A 22,387-nucleotide genomic window follows, 5' to 3' on the forward strand; every position below is an offset into this window, starting at 1 on the left:
ATTTCGACACTGACTATTTAATAAAAGAAGTAAATAAAGTTTATATTTTATGATGATAAAAAAAATTGCACTAGCTACCATGCTAACTGGTTCTGTCACTCCAGCTTTAGCTACAGAAGCGTTTAAAGTCGAAGATATTCAAGTTAAAGGGTTGCAACGTGTTGCTGTTGGTGCCGCTTTAACTCATATCCCATTTAATATTGGTGACACACTAAATGACTATAGAATTTCTCAATCGATAAAATCTTTATATAAATCAGGTCATTTCAATGATATTGCTGTTTACCGTGATGGTAATGCACTTATCTTCAGAGTCAGAGAAAGAGAAACTATCAGTGAAGTAACTTTTGATGGCAACAAAGACTTAAAAGATGAGCAACTTATACAAAGCTTAGACGATAGTAATATCAGAGTCGGTGAAACTTTAGATAAAACTATTCTTTCTAGTATTGAATTAGGCTTAGAAGACTTTTATCACAGCGTAGGTAAGTACAACGCTGACGTTAATGCAGATATTACTCATTTACCGCGTAATAGAGTAAAAATTAACTTCGATTTTAAAGAAGGCGATGCTGCAGCAATTGAACAAATTAATATTGTTGGTAATGAAATATTTACTGATGAAGAGTTATTAAATAACATCGAGCTGACATTTGATTCACCTTGGTGGAATTTTATGGCTCAAGATCGCTACCAAAAGCAAACTTTGCAAGGCGATATTGAAAGTATTGAAAGTTTCTACTTAGATCGTGGTTACTTACAATACAAAGTAGACTCAACTCAAGTGTCAATGACACCAGATAAAAAAGCTGTTTACATTACCCTAAATGTAACAGAAGGCGAAACTTACACTATTAGTGAAGTAGAGTTTATTGGTGAATTCAAAGAATTTGAAAAAACAATCAAAGCGATAACACCTTTAAGAGCTGATAAATTATATAACGGTGCATTAGTCACTTATAACGAAGAAATGATCAGTAAATTTCTTGCTCGTTTTGGTTATGCTTATCCTAAAGTGACAACAATTCCTGAAATCAACGAAGAAGATAAAACGGTTAAATTAGTTGTATCTGTTGACGTAGGTAAAAGAGTTTATGTTAATCGTATTAACTTTAATGGTAATGATGTAACAGCTGACCGTGTTTTACGTAGAGAGATGCGTCAAATGGAAGGTTCGTGGTTATCTAATAATAACGTAGAATCTTCTAAAGCTTGGTTACAGCGTCTTCCTTATATGGAAAATGTAGAATTTGAAACCACCAAACTTCCAGGTGAAGATGATCTAGTTGATGTCGATTTTACTGTAAAAGAGCAACCTTCAGGATCTTTTACTGCTGGTATAGGTTATGGTGATACAACTAAACTTAGTTTAAATGCAGGTATCCAGCAAAATAACTTTTTAGGTACAGGTAATACACTAGGTTTAAGTCTTAATACGGTAAGTTACTCTAAGAGTGCAAGTATTTCATTTACAGACCCATACTTTACTACTGATGGTGTATCTCTCGGTGGTAGTATTTTCTATACTGAATTTGATGCTGGTGCTGCTAACCTTGAACAATACAACAGTAAGAAATTTGGTGTTGGTGTAAACCTTGGTTTCCCAATTAATGAATATATACGTTTAAATTTTGGTTTAAATTATAAAAACGAAACCATCTCTCGTTTACAGTCTTACGAGCAAATCGATGTGTTTTATGATTTATATGCTGATTCAAATGATCCTAGTGCAAAGCTAAAATTTGAGACATTCGATTTATCTGCAGCGATATCTCGAAATACACTTAACCGTGGTACGTTCCCGTCAGCAGGTTCAAACCAAACATTAACGTTTAAAGTTACAACACCAAATTCAGATTTAAAATACTTTAAATTGAATTTAGATACAAAGTGGTATTTCCCAATATCTCAAGATCAGCGTTGGACATTCTTAACACGATTTGAAGCGGGTTATGGTAATGGTTACGGAACAATTAATGGCAACGACCAAATTTTCCCATTCCAAGAAAACTTTAGAGCGGGTGGTGCAGATACATTAAGAGGTTTTGAAACTAATACGGTTGGTCCTCGAGCCATATATCGTAATTCAACAACTATTTCATCACCATTTGGTACTGCATGTTGTTTAAGCTCTGATAGCGATACTATTCAAATATCAAGCCGTTCAGTAGGTGGTAATGCCATCGTATTGGCAGGTGTTGAGTTAATTGTACCAACACCATTCTTAGATGAAGGTATGTCTAACAGTGTCCGTACAAGTTTCTTTGCAGATGCTGGTAATGTTTGGGATACTGAATTTGATTTAAATAGATTTGATGATTTGTCTGAAACGCAAAGAAGTTTCATTGATGATTTTGCTGACCCTACTAATTATAAAGCTTCAGCAGGTTTATCAATACAATGGTTATCTCCTATGGGTCCAATGATTTTCAGTTTTGCGAAAACATTGAAATCTACAGATGATGACGATACTAAATTCTTTACGTTTAATATCGGACAAACCTTTTAAAATAACAATTGATCCCTATATAGTTATAATGGTCAGCAATTAAAATAAATAATGAAATATCCAGGAGAAGAAGTTGAATAAATTTATAAAATCTTTAGTAATGACAACAGCAGCATCAGGAATGTTATTAGCTGGATCTGCGATGGCTGCCGATCAAAAGATTGGTGTAGTTAATTTCCAAGAAATTATGAGTAAAATTCCTCAAACAGCTGTAGTAATGCAAACACTAGAAGCTGAATTTAAAGATGAAAAAGCAGAGCTTGCTCAGTTAGAAAAAGACATTAAGTATTTTCAAGAAAAGAAACAACGTGATGGTGCTTTACTAACACAAAAAGAGAAAGATAAGCTTGATCAAGATATTGGAACTAAGTACCAAGAATATCAAACTAAAGCGGCTGCTTTCCAACAAGCAACTGGCGCTCGTCAAAATGAAGAAACAACTAAAATTATCGCATTAGTTCGTCAAGCAATCGATGGTATTGCTAAGTCTGATAAATACGACTTAATTTTAGAGCAAAAAGCTGTTGTTTTCTCTAAACCTAAAGCAAGTATTACTGATAAAGTTGTAGAACAAATTAGTAAACTTAACTAGTGATGAGCAAAAAATCTTTTACACTGGCTGAAATTGCAAAAGAAATAGGCGCAACTGTTAACGGCGATGAAAATTGTGAAGTTAACAGTTTAGCTACTTTATTAAATGCTCAGCCTGGACAGATAGCTTTTTTAGCTAATAAAAAATATCGTCAACAACTCAATGATACTAAAGCAAGTGCCGTTATTATTACTGCAGATTGTTTAGAAGATGCACCAACAAACGCATTAGTCATGGATAATCCTTATCTAGGCTATGCGCTTGCTGCACAACTCCTTGATACAACACCAAAACCCGCCAATGGTATACACCCTTCAGCTGTTGTCGATTCGTCAGCAACAATAGGTAATAACGTTTCTATAGGTGCTAACGCAGTTATAGAATCAGGCGTTACACTTTCAGATAATGTATCTATTGGTGCAGGTTGTTTTATTGGCAAAAATGCAACTATTGGTAACAATAGTGCAATGTGGGCTAATGTTAGTATTTATCATGAAGTTAAGATTGGTAATAATTGCTTGATACAATCAAATACTGTTATCGGTTCTGATGGTTTTGGTTATGCGCCTGTTAAAGGTAAGTGGCTTAAAATACCTCAATTAGGCTCTGTTATTATTGGTGACAATGTTGAAATAGGTGCAAGTACGACTATTGACCGTGGTGCACTAGACGATACGATTATTGAAGACAATGTAATTTTAGATAACCAAATACAAATTGCACATAATGTAACTATGGGGGCTGGTACCGCTATGGCAGCATGTAGTGTTATTGCAGGCAGTACCACGATAGGAAAGAACTGTACTATCGCTGGCTTGGTTGGTGTTAACGGACATATTAATATTACTGATAATTGTATGTTTACTGGTATGTCTATGGTAACAAAATCAATGACCGAACCAGGAGTGTATTCTTCAGGTATGCCAGCGCTTCCTAATAAAGAGTGGCATAAAATGAATGCTCGTGTTCGTAAATTAGATAGTGTAATAAAACGCCTTAGTACTTTAGAGTCTGAAATATTAGAAAAAAAGAAGTAATTTAGATAGGTTATTTGGTAAAATACTTTTAATTAAATTACTTCATAAGGAATAATGAATTGGAATCTCAAAAAAATGAGTTAAACGTTCATGAAATTCAAGAGTTAATCCCTCATCGTTACCCAATGTTACTTGTTGATCGTGTTCTTGATTTTGAACCAGGTAAAACCCTTCATGCAATAAAAAATGTTACATTTAATGAGCCTGTTTTTATGGGCCATTTCCCAGAACTTGCTATTTTTCCAGGTGTTTTAATACTTGAAGCCTTAGCACAAGCGACTGGTATACTTGGCTTTAAGTCTAGTGAAGGTCGTGAAGATGGTGAAATGTACTTATTTGCTTCTATAGATAATGCTCGTTTTAAACAACCTGTAGTTCCTGGCGATACTATGCATCTTCATGTCGAGTTCCTTAAAGAACGTCGCGGTATGTGGAAATTCCATGGTGAAGCAAAAGTGAACGGTAAAGTTGTTTGTTCTGCTGATCTTATGTGTGCAAGACGCAAGCTTTAAACCGATTAAACAGTAAAAGTGGTGAAAAAATGATTCACGAACAAGCTATTATAGAACCAGGCGCAGTTATTGGTAAAAATGTAACTATTGGTCCTTGGACATATATTAGTAAAAATGTTGTTATTGGTGACGATTGTGTAATTAGCTCACACGTTGTTATTAACGGCCCAACACGAATCGGTAAAGGAAATCGTATTTTTCAATTCGCCAGTATTGGTGAAGATTGTCAAGATCTGAAATATGCAGGGGAGCATACAGAACTCGTTATTGGTGATAATAATACTTTTAGAGAAAGTTGTACTATTCACCGTGGAACCATACAGGATAATAGCTTAACTAAAATAGGCAATAACAACTTATTTATGGCTTACACTCATGTAGCTCATGATTGTGTTGTCGGAAATAATTGTATTCTTGCTAACAATGCTTCAATTGCAGGTCATGTATATGTAGGTGATCATGTTATTTTAGGTGGTATGTCAGGTGTACATCAATTTTGTCACATTGGTGCTCACAGTTTCGTGGCAGCTAATGCACTAGTATTAAAAGATGTTCCTCCTTATGTAATGGCTTCAGGGCAACCAGCTAAACCATTTGGTTTAAATTCTGAAGGTCTTAAGCGTCGAGGTTTTGATAAAGATGTTATCTTAACGATTAAACGCGCTTATAAAGCTGTTTACAGAAAAGGGTTATCTGCTGATGATGCTATTGAAGAAATTCAACAACTGTCTGATAGTATGCCCGAATTAACTTTATTCTCTGATTTTATTCGAGATTCAAGCCGCGGTATTATTCGTTAAATACCGCACATTCTTTGCCTGTAGAGTATAAGAAATATTGTGACTCATCCTTTAGAAGAAACAGATCAGAAAAATATATCATCAACAACAAAAACTGTAATAGGTATAGTTGTTGGTGAACACTCTGGTGATACTTTAGGCGAAGGTTTAATTATTGCGCTTAAACGTACCTATCCTAATGCCAAATTTGTTGGTATTGGTGGCCCCAAAATGATTAACCAAGGCTTTGAAAGTTTGTTCGCTATGGATGAACTTTCTGTTATGGGAATTGTTGAAGTTTTAGGGCGTTTAAAAAGACTATTACATGTACGTAAAAGTGTTGTTCAATACTTTACTGACAATAAGCCTGATGTCTTTATCGGTATAGATGCACCTGATTTTAATTTAACTTTAGAAGAGAAATTAAAACAAAAAGGCATTAAAACTGTCCAGTATGTAAGTCCTTCTGTTTGGGCTTGGCGAGAAAAACGAATTTTTAAAATTGCTCGCGCCACTCATATGGTTTTATCATTATTACCCTTTGAAAAAAAATTCTATGATAAACACAATGTCCCTTGTACTTTTGTAGGACATTCGTTAGCTGACGATATTCCATTGGTCTCTGATAAGTTAGTAGCAAGAGATGAGTTAAACTTACCTCATGATCGTAAGATTTTGGCATTAATGCCTGGAAGTCGTGGTGGTGAGCTTGCTAAATTAGTCGAACCCTTTTTACAAAGTGCTTTAAAGCTTGCTGAAAAAGATAAAGACTTATTATTTATTGCACCGATGATCAGCCAAAAAAGAGCAGAGCAGTTTATTGCCCTTAAAAATGAAATAGCGCCAAACTTGCCTGTTGAAATTATTATCAATCAAACACATAAAGTAATGGCCGCCAGCGATTGTTTATTAACGGCTTCAGGTACAGTAACTCTTGAAGCTGCATTAATTAAACGCCCTATGGTTATTACATACAAATTTAATTTTATCACTTACATGTTAGCTAAATGGCTAGTTAAACTTAAATGGTTTTCGTTACCTAATTTACTAGCTAATGAAACACTTGTGCCTGAATTACTTCAAGATGAAGTGGTTCCTGAAAAAATTGTTCCATTATTACAAAAGTTTTTAAATGAAGATCAATCTGGTTTAAATGAAAAATTCATGACTATTCACCAAAGCCTTAAACAAGATGCTAGCGAAAAAGCAGCACAAGCTGTAATTGAGTTAATAAAATTAAGAGCGAGTTAATTGAAGCATGAGTGAAACTATTACTACTAAGATAGAAAAAAAACCAACTAAAAAAACTAAAGTTGTTTTCCCTCCATTTGAGTACCCTTTAGCCTATTGTATTGCCGGAGTTGATGAAGTGGGGCGTGGTCCACTAGTTGGCGACGTTGTTACAGCAGCCGTTATACTTGATCCAGATAATCCTATTGAAGGATTAAAAGACTCTAAAAAGCTCTCAGAGAAAAAACGTCCGCTATTAGCTGAAGAAATCAAAAAAAATGCCATTGCTTGGTCAATAGGGCGGGCAACACCTGAAGAAATTGATACTTTAAATATTTTACATGCCACTATGTTAGCAATGCAGCGAGCAGTACAAGGTCTTAAAGTGACGCCTGATTTTGTTTTAGTTGATGGTAATAGATGCCCTGTTTTCTTAAGTGAAAATGGTCCTATTAATACACAAGCTGTTGTAAAAGGTGATGATAGAGTTGAAGAAATAAGTGCTGCTTCAATTTTAGCTAAAGTTGCCCGTGATGAAGAAATGGTTGAGCTGGATAAGTTATACCCAGAGTACGGTTTTGCTCAGCATAAAGGTTACCCAACTAAAGCCCATTTAGAAAAAATTATTGAACATGGTGTACTTGATTGTTATCGAGCCAGTTTCAAGCCTGTAGCGAAAGTGATTCAAGAGCAAGGGGTTAATAAACCTTAATGTCTGATATGACTTCTGATACATCAAATCAATCTACTGAATTGACAGCTCCTGAAAATGTAGATGTGATTGCAAAAGATCCTAAATTTGTTCATTTAAGATTGCATAGCGATTTTTCGATGTGTGATGGTTTAAATAAGGTAAAGCCTATAGTTGCTCGTGCAGCAGATTTAGGTATGCCAGCCTTAGCTATTACCGACCAAACCAACCTATGTGGATTAGTTAAATATTATCACGCAACTCATGGCGCAGGTATAAAGCCTATTATTGGTGCTGACTTTTGGGTGAGAAGCGATGAATTAGGCGACGAACTATTTCGTCTGGTGGTTTTGGCCTCGAATAACAAAGGTTACAAGAATTTAACCGAGCTTATTTCTAATGCTTATTTACGTGGTCATATTCAAGACCGTGCCGTTATTGATAAGAACTGGTTAGTCGATTATTCAGAAGGTTTAATACTGCTGTCTGGTGGTCGAGAAGGTGATATAGGTAAAGCGTTAACTAAAGGTAATATGCCATTAGTTGATGAGATGATTTCTTTTTATCAAGAGCATTTTCATAATAATTTCTTTCTAGAACTTATTAGAACAGGACGCGAGAACGAAGAAACATATTTACATCTAGCAATTGAAATCGCTGAAAAATATGAACTTCCCGTTGTAGCAACTAATGAAGTTATGTTTTTGACTGAAGATAACTTTGATGCCCATGAAATTCGTGTAGCCATTCATGATGGTTACACACTAGACGATAAACGTCGTCCAAAACGTTACAGTAAAGAACAATATTTACGATCTGAAGAAGAGATGTGTGAACTCTTCCATGATATTCCTGAAGCCTTAGCTAACAGTGTTGAAATTGCTAAACGATGCAATGTTACCGTAACTTTAGGAGAATATGTTTTACCTGATTTTCCTACCGAAGGTTTATCAATAGAAGATTACCTTGTTAAAGTTTCTGAAGAAGGTTTGCAAGAACGTCTTGAGTTTTTGTTTGACAAAGATGCCCCAGACTTTGCAGAAAAGCGTAAACCTTATGATGAACGTTTAGCTATTGAACTTGAAGTAGTTAACAAAATGGGTTTCCCCGGTTACTTCTTGATCGTAATGGAATTTATTCAATGGAGTAAAGATAACAATATTCCTGTTGGCCCAGGCCGTGGTTCAGGTGCTGGTTCTCTAGTTGCTTATGCACAAAAGATTACAGATTTGGACCCACTTGAATATGATCTACTTTTCGAACGTTTCTTAAATCCTGAACGTGTATCAATGCCCGATTTTGATATCGACTTTTGTATGGATAGACGTGATGAAGTTATTGATCACGTTGCTGAACTTTATGGTCGAGATGCTGTATCGCAAATTATAACCTTTGGTACCATGGCTGCAAAAGCGGTAATACGTGATGTTGGTCGTGTACTTGGACATCCTTATGGTTTTGTCGATCGTATTTCCAAGTTAATTCCGGGTGATCCTGGAATGACACTGGCTAAAGCTTTTGAGGTTGAACCTAAATTACCAGAAGCCTATGCGCAAGATTCAGACGTAAAAGATCTTATCGATATGTGTCGTATCTTAGAAGGTACAACAAGAAATGCGGGTAAACATGCTGGTGGTGTTGTTATATCACCAACCACTATCACAGACTTTGCGCCACTTTATTGTGATGACGAAGGTAAAAACCCTGTAACTCAATTCGATAAGAATGATGTAGAAGATGCGGGTTTAGTTAAATTCGATTTCTTAGGTTTAAGAACGCTTACTATTTTACAGTGGGCGATTGAAATGGCAGATGAAAAGTTAATAAAAGCGGGTAAAGAGCCCATTGATATTACTCGTATTCACCTTGAAGATCCTGCGAGTTTCAAAGTATTACTAAATGCTGAAACAACTGCTGTATTCCAATTAGAATCTAGTGGTATGAAATCTTTAATCGCCAAATTAAAACCCGATTGCTTTGAAGATATAATCGCATTAGTAGCTTTATTTCGACCTGGTCCGTTGCAATCAGGCATGGTTGACAACTTTATCGAGCGTAAACATGGCCGTGAAGCCGTTAGTTACCCAGATGAAACATGGCAACATATAGATCTTAAACCTATTTTAGAACCGACTTACGGTATTATCTTGTACCAAGAGCAAGTAATGCAAATAGCACAGGTTTTAGCTGGTTACTCGCTAGGTGGTGCAGATATGCTTCGCCGTGCAATGGGTAAGAAAAAGCCTGAAGAAATGGCTAAGCAGCGAGCAGGTTTTGAACAAGGAGCTATAAATCGTGGGGTTGATGGCGAATTAGCCATGAAGATCTTCGATTTAGTTGAAAAGTTTGCAGGTTATGGTTTTAACAAATCACATTCAGCAGCTTATGCATTAGTTTCATATCAAACTCTGTGGATGAAAACACATTACCCAGCCCCATTTATGGCCGCAGTAATGTCTGCAGATATGGATAATACCGATAAAATTGTTACCTTAGTTGATGAATGTGGAAATATGAATATTGATATTCTTCCACCAGATGTAAACGCAGGGCATTACAAGTTTACGGTAAATGAAGATAATCAAATAGTTTACGGCATTGGTGCGATTAAAGGTGTAGGTGAAGGCCCGATAGAAGCGATTATAAAAGCGCGTAAAGAGGGCGGTCCATTTGTTAACTTATTTGATTTTTGTGCACGACTAGATCTTAAGAAAACAAATAAAAGGGTACTTGAAAAACTTATTAAAGCTGGTGCTATGGACAACTTAGGTCCACACCGAGCCGCATTGTTTGAAACTTTACCTGAAGCAATTAAAGCAGCAGACCAGCATGCTAAAGCACAAGCACTAGGACAAGATGATTTATTTGGGTTAATTAACGAAGAGCCCGAAGATACTAGACAAGCATTTAAAGAAGTAGCTAAATGGCCTGAAGAAGTATGGTTAAATGGTGAAAAAGAAACTTTAGGTTTATATTTAACTGGCCATCCCATTAACCGCTTTCTTTCTGAAATAAAACACTATGCCAGTGGTCGACTAGTTAGTATGCAACCTACCAATAAAGATAAAACTACAGTAGCTGTGGGTTTAGTATTGGGGGTTCGTGTTATGGTGAATAAACGAGGCCGTAAATGGGCCTTGGTAACATTAGATGACAAAAGTGCACGCATAGATATTCGACTTTTTCCTGATGATTATGATACCTTTGCCGAGTTACTTGTTACAGATGCTATTTTAGTGTGTAGTGGACAGGTCAGCTTTGATGAATATTCTGGTGGCATTACAATGACCGCCCGAGATATAATGACAATTGCTGATGCAAGGGAGAACTATGTAACATCTCTTGATATAAATGTTAAACGTACAGCTATTAATAATAATTTTATAGAACATTTTTCTCAGGTACTGTCTCCTTATAAAGATGGTACTTGCCCTATACGAGTATTTTACGAGCGTGAAGAAGCGCAAGGAATGCTTGAACTAGGCGTACAATGGCGAGTTACTCCAGAAGATGCTTTATTGCATGAACTAAGAACACTACTTGGTGAAGAGTGCTTAGCGTTACAATTTAAATAAGAGTTGTCTATCACAGCTCAAAGACTTAGGTAAAAATTAACATGTCATTAGATTTTTTAGACTTCGAACAGCCAATCTCTGAGCTTGAAGCGAAAATTAAAGAATTAGAGTCGGTAAATTCTGGCCAAGAACTTGATTTAGATCTTGAAGAGCAAATTAGCCAATTACGCGGCAAAAACAAAGAATTAACGAAAAAGATTTTTGCGAATCTTGACCCTTGGCAAACAGCACGTGTGGCTCGTCATCCACAACGTCCTTATACACTTGATTATATTGAGCGTATGTTTACCGAATTTGATGAATTAGCAGGCGATCGTGCATACGCAAATGACAGAGCTATTGTTGCCGGTACTGCTAGATTAGACGGTATGCCTGTAATGATCATTGGTCATCAAAAAGGTCGTTCAACTAATGAAAAAGTTAAACGTAACTTTGGTATGCCTCGTCCAGAAGGTTACCGTAAAGCATTACGTTTAATGAAAATGGCAGAACGTTTTAATATGCCAATTATTACTTTTATTGATACTCCAGGTGCATACCCTGGTATTGGTGCTGAAGAGCGTGGACAGTCAGAAGCAATTGCAACTAACTTAAAAGAAATGGCACGTTTAACTGTTCCTATCATTTGTACTGTAATCGGTGAAGGTGGTTCTGGTGGCGCATTAGCTATTGGTGTTGGCGATAGAGTTAACATGCTGCAGTATTCTACTTATTCAGTAATTTCTCCAGAAGGTTGTGCTTCAATTCTTTGGAAAACTGCTGAGAAAGCACCATTAGCTGCTGAAGCTATGGGTATAACAGCACATCGTATTAAAGAGTTAGAATTAATCGATAATGTTGTTGAAGAGCCTTTAGGTGGAGCACATAGAGATATGGATCTTATGGCTGAATGCTTAAAGCAAGAGATCAAAAGCAATTTAGCTGAATTAACAGATTTATCAAAAGAAGACTTAATTGAAAAACGTTACGATCGTTTGATGTCTTATGGTTATTGTTAATTTAACGACCTAAGTAATTTTCTAGCTTTAACGACTCAAATGAAGAGTTAAAGCTAGAACATATTCTAGAATGTATTAAAGAGTAAGCTAATCTGTCATGTCATTAGAATCCACTCTGCATCATTTTTTAACTTCTTACCCTGATTCTCATATTCTCGTCGCTTATAGTGGTGGCATAGACTCTCAAGTCCTATTACATTCTTTAGCAAATCTTAAAAAAAAATCATTAGATAACACAATTCATATTTCTAACCCTGTTAGCGTTTGTCATGTTAATCATGGATTAAGTAAAAATGCTGAGCAATGGGAAATATTTGCTCAACAACAATGTGATTTACTGGATCTCCCTTTAGATATATGTCGTGTTTATGTAAAAGCTAAAGCACAACATAGTTTAGAAGAGCTTGCCAGAGATGCTAGATATGACGCATTAAAAGCATTAATCACTGAAAAGATATTATCAAATGTTATTGTTTTAACGGGTCATCACAGCGACGATCAAGCTGAAACTTTTTTACTCGCTTTGAAACGAGGTTCTGGACTTAAAGGTATGTCAGCTATGAAGCAAACCATGCCTTTTGCTGATGCATTACTGGTTAGGCCCTTGCTCACTATTTCTAGAAGCCAAATAGAAGCTTATGCGCACGATAATAACCTTTCTTGGATTGATGATGAGTCAAATGAAGATACTCGTTTTGATCGGAACTTTATTCGTCATCAGGTTATGCCAAAAATTACGGAAAGATGGCCAAGTTTTTTAAAAACAGTTAACCGAAGCGCTGAGCATTGCCAAGAGGCGGAGTTACTTTTAATTGAGTTAGCCCAACAAGACTTAAATATTATTCAATTAGCTAATAACGCTCTGAGTTTAGATAAACTACAAACATTATCTCAAGCACGCTTTAATAATCTTATTCGATATTTTCTTGGTAATCATGGTTGTTTAATGCCGAGTAAAGCACAATTGACCCAATTACAGAGTCAATTATTAGCTAAAACAGATAAAGCTCCAGCAGTTAAAGTGGGAGATTATTGGTTAAGGCGTTTCAAAAATAGTGTTTATCTAACAGGTGAACTAAAAAATATTACTGAAATGAGTTTACCTATTAAGTTAGGAGAGCAGAGGTTAATTGATAAAAGCTTGATTGAATTACCTGATGGTTTAGGTCAATTAAAGTTTGAAATTAAACATCTTTGTAACAGTATTGAATTTACTGATGGTAAAGGTAATGCAAGCCAGCATATTATTGCTCCACTTTTAAACCAAACTGTAAGCATTCGTTTTTCCCATAACAATCCTACTTGTATACCCGATTACCGACAACATTCGCGCTCATTGAAAAAGATTTTACAAGAGTTAGATATCCCCACATGGGAACGTAAACGTTTACCTTTCTTATATTATAATGAAGAGCTTGTAGCTGTTATTGGTCACTTTGTTTGTAAAGAATATATCCCGACTGAAACAGATAATGTATTAAGCGCTACTTGGTTAAAATAGTTGCTTAAATCGAGTTATCTAAAACAATATATTTAAAATAGCTTCTTTGAAATGAAAACAGTCACTTAAAGTGACTGTTTTTTGTTATTTTTAATTATTATCTACTTAACGCTAACTAAGCTTACTTAACCTGAATTATGATTACTTAGACAAGTAATGTGATGTCGCAGCAGTGAATACCACGTCTGTTGAGCTATTAAGTGCTGTTTCAGCAGAATCTTGTATCACTCCAATAATAAATCCAATCGCAACCACTTGCATAGCCACATCATTAGGAATACCAAACAAGCTACAAGCTAATGGAATAAGCAATAAAGATCCACCTGCAACACCTGAAGAACCACAAGCTGATATAGAAGCCACTACACACAATAATAATGCGGTAGGCAAATCAATAACAATGTCTAAGCTATTGGCTGTAGCAAGCGTTAATACAGTAACTGTTATTGCAGCTCCAGCCATATTAATTGCTGAACCTAATGGAATTGAAATAGAGTAAGTATCTTCATGTAAATCAAGTTTTTTACATAAAGCTAAGTTAATAGGAACGTTTGCGGCTGAGCTACGTGTAAAGAATGCTGTGATCCCTGATTCTTTTAAACAAGTAAAAACTAATGGATATGGATTTTTCTTCGTTACCATATATACAATGAGAGGGTTAACAATTAAGGCGATAATTAGCATAGAACCAACCAACACAGTTAAAAGTTGAGCGTATTCAGAAAATACTGAGAAGCCAGTGCTAGCAATAGTATTAGCAACTAAACCAAAAATACCTATAGGTGCTAAACGAATAACAAACCTAACAATACCTGTAATAGCTTCACTAAAATCGTGAACCATAGCTTTAGTGCTTTCGTTCGAATGTTTTAAAGCTAAACCTAAACCAATCCCCCAAGCGAGAACGGCAATAAAGTTACCATTAGTGATCGCTGTCACAGGATTTTCCACCACTTTAAATGCTAGCGTAGTTAATACTTCACCAAGCCCTTGAGGTGGGTTTGCCGATGCCCCAACAATATCCAAAGTCAATGTGGTTGGAAACAAGAAGCTTAATACAACAGCAACACAGGCTGCACTTAATGTTCCTATAAAATAAAGAAAAATTATGGGTTTTAAGTTGGCATCACTGTTAAGTTTTTGATTTGCTATTGAAGACATCACTAATACAAAAATCAATACAGGAGCAACTGCTTTAAGAGCATTAACAAATAGCTGTCCTAATACAGCAAACGATTGTGCAATTTCAGGCGCTATTGTTGCAAATATTGACGCTAATATAATGGCGATAATAATTTGGCTTACTAAGCCCATAGATTTTAATTTAGAAGATAAAGAAGGAGACCCTTCGTTGGCTAGTGTCATGAATTAATCCTAAGTTATTGTTCTTATTTATCAATATGCTTTTTATTCTTCGAATTTAATATAAATTCTTGAATTATGTGCGTAGTTTTTCTTATTGCAGCCGTAATGTCTACAATAATTCTATTAACTTGATGCTTTTAGCGTGCCTTAAGAGTTAAGGGCGTTGTTTTTTCACTGGAGCGTCGTATAATACCAAACGGATTAATTTATTGAGCAACTTAGAGCTACATTAGCAAGCTTAGAACAAGCAAAATTGATTAAACATAGTTATTCTATATTTTTTTAATTTTGTGATGTTATCAGTTTGCTAATGAGCTCCCCAAGGGCGAGAATTTAAAGGCTCATATGCCGCGTTATTGATTTTGACAAGGTTCCTACATGGATGTAGGACATTAGGGTAACGCAGGAGCAGTTACCGAGAATAACCATTCTCTTCAATCAATGCCTCGCCTACATGGATGTAGGTGCTTAGGTTCAGTCTGGAACTATGAACCTGTGCCTCTAAGCCTTTAAATTCTCGCTAAGTGAGCAATCAATTAATCCGTTTGGTATAATTACGCCACAGATATTTTATAACTTCTAGGATGAAAAATGGTAGCGCAAAAAGCTTTAGAGCAACGTAGTAATAACACTTGTGAATTATGCACAGCAACAGACAACTTAGCTGTATTTCCCGTGCCCCCGATAAGTGATTTAAGTGCTCAACAAAGCATTTTAGTTTGCGAAATGTGCTTAGAACAAATTGAAGGTAAGGTAGATTTAGATGTAAATCATTGGCGTTGTTTGACTGACAGTATGTGGAATCAAGAGCCTGCAGTTCAAGTGATATCTTACCGTATGTTACATAAACTTTCTGCTGAAAGCTGGGCACAAGATGCTTTAGATATGATTTACATGGAAGATGATGTTAAAACATGGGCAGAGCAGGGGATTGCCGCTGCTGAACGTGAAGGGCCAACAAGAGACAGTAATGGTGCTGAGTTACAAGATGGTGATGACGTTACTTTGATTAAAGACTTAAAAGTTAAAGGTGCAAACTTTACAGCTAAGCAAGGTACTTTAGTACGAGGTATTAGCTTAACGGATAACCTAGAACATATTGAAGGTAAAGTTAACGGTACGCGTATTGTTTTAGTCGCGAGTTACCTTAAAAAAGCATAAATAAGCGCTATCTTTTCTAAGTTTATAATCTCTATAAAGCTTCTTTATAGAGATTATAGAATTTAACATGTTTGATAACCCTACGCTTTAAAACCTTATTAAACACTTTTAATACATTCAAATAATAAGTTATCTATTTCTTTGTTTGGATTATCTTTATAGTACTGAATGCCGCACTCTGAATTATTATCCAGCCGTTTAATGACGCCTTTTATTGTTAAAGGTAAACCAGATTTAGGCATAAGCAGGTTAATTCTTATTTTACTTTTAGGGATGTTTTCAGGCATCGCTGAGAAAAGCTTTATTTTGATCCCTGCTGTACTCATATCAAGTACAAGTCCTTCTAGATGAATTTCACTGTCGTTGCTAGGAGCGAATATAGTAATATTTGCTGTTAAGCTCTGAGGTTTAATTCTTTCATGTTTTCTTTTGTCAGCATTCATATTTAATTTTCCCTTTAAATGAATACAAATTAGTATAGTTAATAATTTTAATAACGTGAGTTTATAGCTCTGTTTTAGCTACAGTTCTGGATTATTTATTATCATCGAATTTTATGATTACATTGATTGAATAGCATTTTGCGATTAGTGTTTTTGATGATGGGCATATATTTGAAAGGTTATATCTTTTCTAAAGGTATATCGTTTTATTAAAAACTGCTGTAAAAAATATCCGATAGCTTTGGTAATTTTTTAAGTACAACAATATTAAGGTAAATATTGTTGTACTTTGTAAGTTTTTATTGGCTTCTAAAATAATTAATCGATAGGTTTTTTAAATAACGTAAAAAGCTCTTTTAAAAAACGTATATTAATTACTTAGCTGTTTTTCGTTCTATTTTTTCTTTACGTTTTTCTTTGATCAGATGTTTTACTTCACCACCGATATGGGTTTCGCCACGTTGCTTCGCTAAATTGACTTGGCGCTCACGCTCTCTAAAACCAGCACGTTGTTCATCAGTGTACTTATCAATACAGCGAGGGCAACTAACGCCTTTAACATAAAACTCACTGAGTTTTTCTTCTTCAGTAATTGGGAATCGGCAAGCAAAACATTGATCGTATTGACCTTGCTCTAAGCTGTGATTTACTGCAACTCGGCTATCAAATACAAAACATTCACCTTCCCACATGGTTTCTTCTTGTGGTATTTCTTCTAAATATTTTAGCACGCCGCCTTCAAGGTGATAAACTTCATCAAAGCCTTGTTCTTTAAGATAAGCCGTAGATTTTTCACAGCGAATACCGCCGGTACAAAACATAGCAACTTTCTTATGCTTATTTTTATCTAAATTCTTTTCAACATAGTCTGGGAATTCACGGAAGGTTTCAGTGTTTGGGTTAACCGCATTTTTAAAAGTACCAATTTCCACTTCGTAATCATTACGTGTATCTACCAACAATACATCGGGATCAGAAATTAAAGCATTCCAGTCTTTAGGTTTTACATAAGTACCAACTGTTAGTGTAGGGTCAATACCTTCCACACCCATAGTCACAATTTCTTTTTTTAATTTAACTTTTGTACGTTGAAATGGATATTCAGTGTTGTATGCGTATTTACAAGACAATGGTGATAAACGTTCATCACTTTGTAAATGAGCAAGTACATTATCAATACCTGCTTGTGGGCCGGCTATAGTGCCGTTAATACCTTCTTCAGCTAAAAGCAGGGTGCCTTTAACTTCATTTTCTTCCATTACGGCTAAAAGAGGAGCTTTTAAGTTTTCAAAATTTTCTAAACGAACAAACTTATATAGTGCGCAAACTGTAATTTGACTCATAACGTTACCCATTGAACTAACCAAATCGTAAATCTGGTGCTTTAGATTATAAAATATACATAGTTTATATGTACTTAGTATTTTGTGTAATTAAGAGAAAACTCCCTTAAAAACGCGTTGAGGATTCTAGCAAAAAAGATGAAATAACAAAACCGAAATCAAGTACATTCATTTGCGATAGATCAACTTCTTGCGTCATTAACTTGTCATGCTTAAGTAAACTAATTGTCATATTTTGTTTTTACATTAATTGCACTGGTGAGCAGTAAATTTTAATAACTTTTAAAGAGGTTTTGAAAATGGCTAATTTTGATTTATACGAAATAGAAGACTTTGTGAATGATGACACTGTTGAAGCAGCTCCGAAGATAACCACTAAAACCATAAAAAGAAAATGGCGAGAAATAGAAAACTTTAAAGAGAATCAAAGGCTACATCGTGAATTATTACAATACAGCTTATATGAGTTATAACAACTTTTTAAAGTAAAGTTGTGCGGTATTAAGCCCTAGTATCATAGGGCTTTTAATACTTTATTTCTGTTTATATTTAAAACAAATATTCAAAATAATCCTTTTAATTAAAATAAATTCTTAATTGAGCCGATTACAATAAGAATTAATGCTTTTTTCTTTAGTCAGAGATAGGTAAAATCTCGCCATATTTATTACAGAATTATAGCGATTTTTTAATGTTCGAACTCAAATACGATACTCCTGCCGAATGGACCGAAGCCGTTTTAGCCGACTTTAACTCTTTTTTACAAGATCATGCTGCTGCCGAAAAAAAGGCATCGGGAATGGCTATGTCTATGTTATCTCATTATCAAGATCGTTCACGTTTAGTAAAAGAAATGACAGACTTAGCTTTAGAAGAGTTAATTCATTTTAAACAAGTGCTAAAACTATTAACGGCACGTGGAGTTCCGTTAGCTAACGATAAAAAAGATCCTTACGTAAAAGAGATACGCACTGTCTTTAGACATGGTCAAGAAGCTTTCTTCATGGATCGCTTGTTAGTTGGTGGCGTAATTGAAGCTCGTGGTCATGAACGTTTTTCACTTGTAGCTGAAGCTTTAGAACCAGGAAAAGACAAAGACTTTTATGTCACTATCGCTAAATCAGAAGCTAAACATAAAAACTTATTTGTAGAGTTAGCTTATGAATATTTTGATAAAGAAGAAGTTAATAAGCGCTTGGAAGAGATTTTAGAGTTTGAAGCAAAAATTTGTGCAAAACTACCTTTTAGAGCAGCTCTTCATTAGCAACCAATCCTTTCATTTATCACCTCATTTACACTTCCAAAATATTAAAATGACAAGCTGATTTAGAAAAACTAAATCAGCTTACGATTATCATGTTTTTAACTGAAATTTTTATTTCGTTTCAAACTTGTTAATAGAGTTAACACTTATTTAGCATGTGGCGTATTTTTAAACGGTTTTAGTCAGTTGAATTTTTTAAATAAAATATTATTCGATTGATTTGATAGAAAAAATTGGAAAAAAAATAGAAGAATGCCATACTCTTTTTATCAAGTTATTAACAATTAGTTGTTGAAATGAAGCTTTGTGAAATTACACATAATAGCAACGGGAATTATACCCAACTATTAGCAAATTATGTGTTAGACAGTGACTTGTTGAGTGTCACTTTTGATGAAATTTTTAATAATATTTTATCTTTAACTAATCGGGCATGTGAAAGCTCAGTTAGCCAAATTAATATCATTGGTTATGATAAATATTGGCGTAAAACTGATATTGGCTTTAGTAAAGATTCATGTAATGCCACTCATTTATTGAGTGAAATGGTTTTAAGTCATAATCAATTTTTTGAAGTGTTGGGTATTCTCGAAGATAACCGCATCATCAATAAGCCCATTGTCATTAATGAGCAAGCAATTAAAAGTTATGCTGCAATACCCATTACCTTATCTGATGGAGGAATAGTGGGTACATTAAGTTTAATGAATAACGAAGCGGTTTCACTAAGCGATAATCACCGAATGTCTCTATCTTTAATGGAGAGGAATATAGCTTCACAAATTGAACTTTGTCTTAAAAATAAACAATTAGAATGTATTGCAGATGAAAATAGTGTTAAAGAAAACAGTGAAATACCTTTAGCTTCAGAACCTGTTATATCAAAAGAAGAACTATTTGCTGATTTAGATGCATTTCTTCACCGTGCTGTACATGATTTAAGATCTCCATTAAATGCAATTAAGAACATTACCTCGTGGATTAAAGAGGATATAGAAGATGGCTTCATTGAAGATAATGAAAAAAACTTTGCTATGGTGGCTAATAGCACAGTTAGGATGGAAACATTACTTTCAGATTTAAGTACATTTTCACAGATAGGTAGGGAGATTTATCCTCATGAAGTTTTTAATTTAGATAGTTTAGTTAATGAAATTTGTGGTTGGTTAACTCTTCCTCATCATTTTAATATTTCAGTAGAAAATTGTGAAATTGAGTTACCCAAAGAGCCTCTTTTATTTGCATTAAATCACTTGGTGTCAAACGCCATTAAACATCATGATAAAGACAAAGGTAATATAGACATTAAATGTGATTATCAGGGAGAAAACTATCAAATCTCTGTTACTGATGATGGCCCAGGTATATCTGATGTTTATTACAATAAAATTTTTGAAGCCTTTCAAACATTAAAATCTAAAGACCAAGTTGAAGGAAGTGGACTTGGTTTAGCTATGATACGAAAGAAATTGCTCCCTTATTCAGCTGAGGTAACTGTAGAAGCTAAAGTTAATAAAGGATCTACTTTTACTATCATTTGGCCAAAGCACAATAATAAAGCAGCACTTTAACTACGGAAATTTCTCGAGGGATGTGATGAAGATATTATTAGTAGATGATGATTTAGCTGATAGAGAAATTATTAAAAGGACGTTAAGCCGCAATATAGGTGAATTTGAGTTAATTGAAGCAAATTCAGCTGAGGAAGGTTTAAAAGCTGCAGAGCTTGAAAGTTTTGATGTACTTTTACTCGATTATAGAATGCCTGAGGTTGACGGCATTGAAATGGTAATTGAGCTAAGAAGCAAACCTAATCTTGGTGAAGCAGCCATTGTTATGATGAGTGCGACAGACGATGAAGTTCTGGCATTATCGTGTTTACAAGCTGGTGCACAAGATTTTATTCCGAAAAATGAAATAACAGCAACTAAACTAAAACGTGCAATTATCCAAGCTAAAAAACGTTTTGAACTTGAGAAGAAAGTTTATGACAGCTTTTGCCAAGTAAGAGAATTAGCTGAGAAAGATTCTTTAACTGGCCTATCTAATCGTTATCATTTTGAAGAAGCTTTAAAAGTTTCAATCGATAATAATAAGCGATTTCAAAGTAATATTGCTTTGCTCTTACTCGATTTAGACCATTTCAAAAATGTGAATGACACCTATGGGCATGAAGTTGGCGATAAACTTTTAAAGTATGTGGTTAATTTGGTTAAACAATGCCTTCGAGGTAATGAGCTTTTTGGCCGATTAGGTGGTGATGAATTTGCTATTTTTATAACCGGACTAAACTTAATAAGTGGAGCAACTTCTGTTGCACAACGTATTATAAAATCTCTAGAAAACCCTATTGAAATTGATGGTCACACTATTCAATGTGGGGTTAGTATTGGCATTGCTTTACATCCTCAAAATGCGAGCACGGCAGAGTCATTAACTAAATATGCCGACATTGCGATGTACCGAGCCAAAAAACAAGGTCGAAATCAGCTGTGTTATTTTGAAAATGAAATGCAGCAACAGTTCTCTCGAAGTTATAAAGTAGAGATGGAACTGAAAAAATCCGTTATAAATAAAGATTTTGACTTACATTATCAACCGGTTATTAACGTAAAAGATAAAAGCATTGTAGGGGTTGAAGCACTTATTCGTTGGCCTAACAGTAAATTAAACTCAACTCCTGATGAGTTTATACCTATCGCAGAACAGTCTAATATTATTGATAAAATAGGCGAGTGGGTATTAGAAACAGCGATAAAACAATTGGCTATTTGGCATAGGAAATTTAATAAGCCTCTTACTATGGCTATAAATATCTCAGCTAAGCAATTAAATAACTCTACGCTGATTCCTACTTTTGAATACATGCTAAATAAATATGATATTAACCCTGAGTCAATTGTTTTAGAGTTCACAGAAACAGCTTTATTGGCGCAAGATGAGAAAAATCATCAACGTATAACTGAGTTTTATAGGTTAGGTTGTAAGCTAGCCTTAGATGATTTTGGAACAGGGTTTTCATCCTTATCTCATCTATTAAATTACCCCATAAATATTGTTAAGTTAGATAAATCGCTTCTACCAAACTGTAATACTGAAGAAAGGCACTTATCTATAGTAAAAGGGATTGCCGCAATGGCAAAAACTATAGGGTTACATATTATTGCTGAAGGCGTAGAAACTCAATATCAAAGCAATTTATGTTCAGAACTAGAAGTTGATGAATTACAAGGTTACTTCTTTGCAAAAGCATTACCAGCTAATGAATTAGCAGAAAAGTGGTTAAAGTAGAAAGTGTCTTTTTATTGTTATATTAGTTTGTTACTCTTTAAATAGAATAGCTTGGTATATTTTATACAGTGATGTGATACCAAGTTGATTAATTAA

Annotated in this window: 19 protein-coding genes; 15 read left to right on the forward strand and 4 right to left on the reverse strand. The window is 34.8% G+C overall.

Annotated features, from left to right (window positions below; all coding sequences use genetic code 11):
• Positions 1 to 79 precede the first annotated feature (79 nt).
• From bamA to tilS, 10 genes are all read left to right on the forward strand, one after another.
• On the forward strand, positions 80 to 2,509 hold the full coding sequence (bamA, locus tag Q5N69_RS00170; protein ID WP_304366961.1) for an outer membrane protein assembly factor BamA: 2,430 nt from the start codon (positions 80 to 82) through the stop codon (positions 2,507 to 2,509).
• Positions 2,510 to 2,582: 73 nt separating this feature from the next.
• Positions 2,583 to 3,101, forward strand: a complete 519-nt coding sequence (locus Q5N69_RS00175; protein WP_304366495.1) for an OmpH family outer membrane protein — start codon at positions 2,583 to 2,585, stop codon at positions 3,099 to 3,101.
• A gap of 2 nt (positions 3,102 to 3,103) precedes the next feature.
• Complete coding sequence (lpxD, locus tag Q5N69_RS00180) at positions 3,104 to 4,138, forward strand: UDP-3-O-(3-hydroxymyristoyl)glucosamine N-acyltransferase (RefSeq protein WP_304366496.1); 1,035 nt, start codon at positions 3,104 to 3,106, stop codon at positions 4,136 to 4,138.
• A gap of 59 nt (positions 4,139 to 4,197) precedes the next feature.
• Positions 4,198 to 4,650 (forward strand): 3-hydroxyacyl-ACP dehydratase FabZ, encoded by a 453-nt coding sequence (gene fabZ / locus Q5N69_RS00185; protein ID WP_304366497.1) that lies wholly within the window; start codon positions 4,198 to 4,200, stop codon positions 4,648 to 4,650.
• A gap of 29 nt (positions 4,651 to 4,679) precedes the next feature.
• Positions 4,680 to 5,450: an acyl-ACP--UDP-N-acetylglucosamine O-acyltransferase gene (gene lpxA / locus Q5N69_RS00190; protein WP_304366499.1), complete on the forward strand. Its 771-nt coding sequence runs from the start codon at positions 4,680 to 4,682 to the stop codon at positions 5,448 to 5,450.
• 75 nt (positions 5,451 to 5,525) lie between these two features.
• Positions 5,526 to 6,680 carry a lipid-A-disaccharide synthase gene (gene lpxB, locus Q5N69_RS00195; RefSeq protein ID WP_304366963.1) on the forward strand — a complete coding sequence of 385 codons (1,155 nt, stop codon included), beginning with the start codon at positions 5,526 to 5,528 and terminating at the stop codon, positions 6,678 to 6,680.
• Between the two features lie 7 nt (positions 6,681 to 6,687).
• Complete coding sequence (gene rnhB, locus Q5N69_RS00200) at positions 6,688 to 7,371, forward strand: ribonuclease HII (RefSeq protein ID WP_304366500.1); 684 nt, start codon at positions 6,688 to 6,690, stop codon at positions 7,369 to 7,371.
• Positions 7,371 to 10,925, forward strand: a complete 3,555-nt coding sequence (gene dnaE / locus Q5N69_RS00205) for a DNA polymerase III subunit alpha (protein ID WP_304366502.1) — start codon at positions 7,371 to 7,373, stop codon at positions 10,923 to 10,925. Before rnhB ends, dnaE begins: the two co-directional genes overlap by 1 nt.
• Before the next feature lie 41 nt (positions 10,926 to 10,966).
• Positions 10,967 to 11,923, forward strand: a complete 957-nt coding sequence (accA, locus tag Q5N69_RS00210) for an acetyl-CoA carboxylase carboxyl transferase subunit alpha (protein ID WP_304366504.1) — start codon at positions 10,967 to 10,969, stop codon at positions 11,921 to 11,923.
• A 97-nt stretch (positions 11,924 to 12,020) separates the two neighbouring features.
• A complete protein-coding gene (tilS, locus tag Q5N69_RS00215; protein WP_304366505.1) occupies positions 12,021 to 13,424 on the forward strand; it encodes a tRNA lysidine(34) synthetase TilS in 1,404 nt (467 codons plus the stop codon).
• 141 nt (positions 13,425 to 13,565) lie between these two features.
• On the opposite strand, the gene sstT is transcribed toward tilS, so the two are convergent.
• Positions 13,566 to 14,789, reverse strand: coding sequence for a serine/threonine transporter SstT (sstT, locus tag Q5N69_RS00220; protein WP_304366507.1), 1,224 nt, complete (start codon positions 14,787 to 14,789; stop codon positions 13,566 to 13,568).
• Positions 14,790 to 15,380: 591 nt separating this feature from the next.
• Between sstT and Q5N69_RS00225 the strand changes: the two genes are divergently transcribed.
• Positions 15,381 to 15,950, forward strand: coding sequence for an alkylphosphonate utilization protein (locus Q5N69_RS00225; RefSeq protein ID WP_304366509.1), 570 nt, complete (start codon positions 15,381 to 15,383; stop codon positions 15,948 to 15,950).
• Positions 15,951 to 16,048: 98 nt separating this feature from the next.
• Here Q5N69_RS00225 and Q5N69_RS00230 read toward each other — a convergent pair whose 3' ends face one another.
• The 3 genes from Q5N69_RS00230 to Q5N69_RS00240 all read right to left on the reverse strand — a co-directional run bounded on the left by Q5N69_RS00230 (position 16,049) and on the right by Q5N69_RS00240 (position 17,968).
• Complete coding sequence (locus tag Q5N69_RS00230; RefSeq protein ID WP_304366511.1) at positions 16,049 to 16,393, reverse strand: PilZ domain-containing protein; 345 nt, start codon at positions 16,391 to 16,393, stop codon at positions 16,049 to 16,051.
• A 374-nt stretch (positions 16,394 to 16,767) separates the two neighbouring features.
• Entirely contained in the window at positions 16,768 to 17,736 is a 969-nt protein-coding gene (locus Q5N69_RS00235) for a rhodanese-related sulfurtransferase (protein WP_304366513.1), read from the reverse strand.
• 106 nt (positions 17,737 to 17,842) lie between these two features.
• Positions 17,843 to 17,968, reverse strand: a complete 126-nt coding sequence (locus Q5N69_RS00240) for a hypothetical protein (RefSeq protein WP_304366515.1) — start codon at positions 17,966 to 17,968, stop codon at positions 17,843 to 17,845.
• A gap of 67 nt (positions 17,969 to 18,035) precedes the next feature.
• Here Q5N69_RS00240 and Q5N69_RS00245 point away from each other — a divergent pair, with 67 nt between their 5' ends.
• The 4 genes from Q5N69_RS00245 to Q5N69_RS00260 all read left to right on the forward strand — a co-directional run bounded on the left by Q5N69_RS00245 (position 18,036) and on the right by Q5N69_RS00260 (position 22,291).
• Complete coding sequence (locus Q5N69_RS00245) at positions 18,036 to 18,209, forward strand: DUF3545 family protein (protein ID WP_304366517.1); 174 nt, start codon at positions 18,036 to 18,038, stop codon at positions 18,207 to 18,209.
• A 218-nt stretch (positions 18,210 to 18,427) separates the two neighbouring features.
• Positions 18,428 to 19,000, forward strand: coding sequence for a tRNA-(ms[2]io[6]A)-hydroxylase (locus Q5N69_RS00250; RefSeq protein ID WP_304366519.1), 573 nt, complete (start codon positions 18,428 to 18,430; stop codon positions 18,998 to 19,000).
• Between the two features lie 296 nt (positions 19,001 to 19,296).
• Positions 19,297 to 20,571, forward strand: coding sequence for a GAF domain-containing sensor histidine kinase (locus tag Q5N69_RS00255; protein ID WP_304366521.1), 1,275 nt, complete (start codon positions 19,297 to 19,299; stop codon positions 20,569 to 20,571).
• 25 nt (positions 20,572 to 20,596) lie between these two features.
• On the forward strand, positions 20,597 to 22,291 hold the full coding sequence (locus tag Q5N69_RS00260; protein ID WP_304366522.1) for a GGDEF domain-containing response regulator: 1,695 nt from the start codon (positions 20,597 to 20,599) through the stop codon (positions 22,289 to 22,291).
• Positions 22,292 to 22,387 lie beyond the last annotated feature (96 nt).

The organism is Pseudocolwellia sp. AS88 (assembly GCF_030551755.1).
Classification (GTDB): Bacteria; Pseudomonadota; Gammaproteobacteria; order Enterobacterales; family Alteromonadaceae; genus Pseudocolwellia.

What these genes read in the sequence shown, in the direction of transcription:
- bamA (WP_304366961.1), top strand. Translation starts at nt 80, where the DNA reads ATGCTAACTGGTTCTGTCACTCCAGCTTTAGCTACAGAAGCGTTTAAA.
- lpxD (WP_304366496.1), top strand. Translation starts at nt 3,104, where the DNA reads ATGAGCAAAAAATCTTTTACACTGGCTGAAATTGCAAAAGAAATAGGC.
- lpxA (WP_304366499.1), top strand. Translation starts at nt 4,680, where the DNA reads ATGATTCACGAACAAGCTATTATAGAACCAGGCGCAGTTATTGGTAAA.
- rnhB (WP_304366500.1), top strand. Translation starts at nt 6,688, where the DNA reads ATGAGTGAAACTATTACTACTAAGATAGAAAAAAAACCAACTAAAAAA.
- dnaE (WP_304366502.1), top strand. Translation starts at nt 7,371, where the DNA reads ATGTCTGATATGACTTCTGATACATCAAATCAATCTACTGAATTGACA.
- accA (WP_304366504.1), top strand. Translation starts at nt 10,967, where the DNA reads ATGTCATTAGATTTTTTAGACTTCGAACAGCCAATCTCTGAGCTTGAA.
- tilS (WP_304366505.1), top strand. Translation starts at nt 12,021, where the DNA reads ATGTCATTAGAATCCACTCTGCATCATTTTTTAACTTCTTACCCTGAT.
- sstT (WP_304366507.1), bottom strand. Translation starts at nt 14,789, where the DNA reads ATGACACTAGCCAACGAAGGGTCTCCTTCTTTATCTTCTAAATTAAAA.
- Q5N69_RS00225 (WP_304366509.1), top strand. Translation starts at nt 15,381, where the DNA reads ATGGTAGCGCAAAAAGCTTTAGAGCAACGTAGTAATAACACTTGTGAA.
- Q5N69_RS00230 (WP_304366511.1), bottom strand. Translation starts at nt 16,393, where the DNA reads ATGAATGCTGACAAAAGAAAACATGAAAGAATTAAACCTCAGAGCTTA.
- Q5N69_RS00235 (WP_304366513.1), bottom strand. Translation starts at nt 17,736, where the DNA reads ATGAGTCAAATTACAGTTTGCGCACTATATAAGTTTGTTCGTTTAGAA.
- Q5N69_RS00240 (WP_304366515.1), bottom strand. Translation starts at nt 17,968, where the DNA reads ATGACAATTAGTTTACTTAAGCATGACAAGTTAATGACGCAAGAAGTT.
- Q5N69_RS00245 (WP_304366517.1), top strand. Translation starts at nt 18,036, where the DNA reads ATGGCTAATTTTGATTTATACGAAATAGAAGACTTTGTGAATGATGAC.
- Q5N69_RS00250 (WP_304366519.1), top strand. Translation starts at nt 18,428, where the DNA reads ATGTTCGAACTCAAATACGATACTCCTGCCGAATGGACCGAAGCCGTT.
- Q5N69_RS00255 (WP_304366521.1), top strand. Translation starts at nt 19,297, where the DNA reads ATGAAGCTTTGTGAAATTACACATAATAGCAACGGGAATTATACCCAA.
- Q5N69_RS00260 (WP_304366522.1), top strand. Translation starts at nt 20,597, where the DNA reads ATGAAGATATTATTAGTAGATGATGATTTAGCTGATAGAGAAATTATT.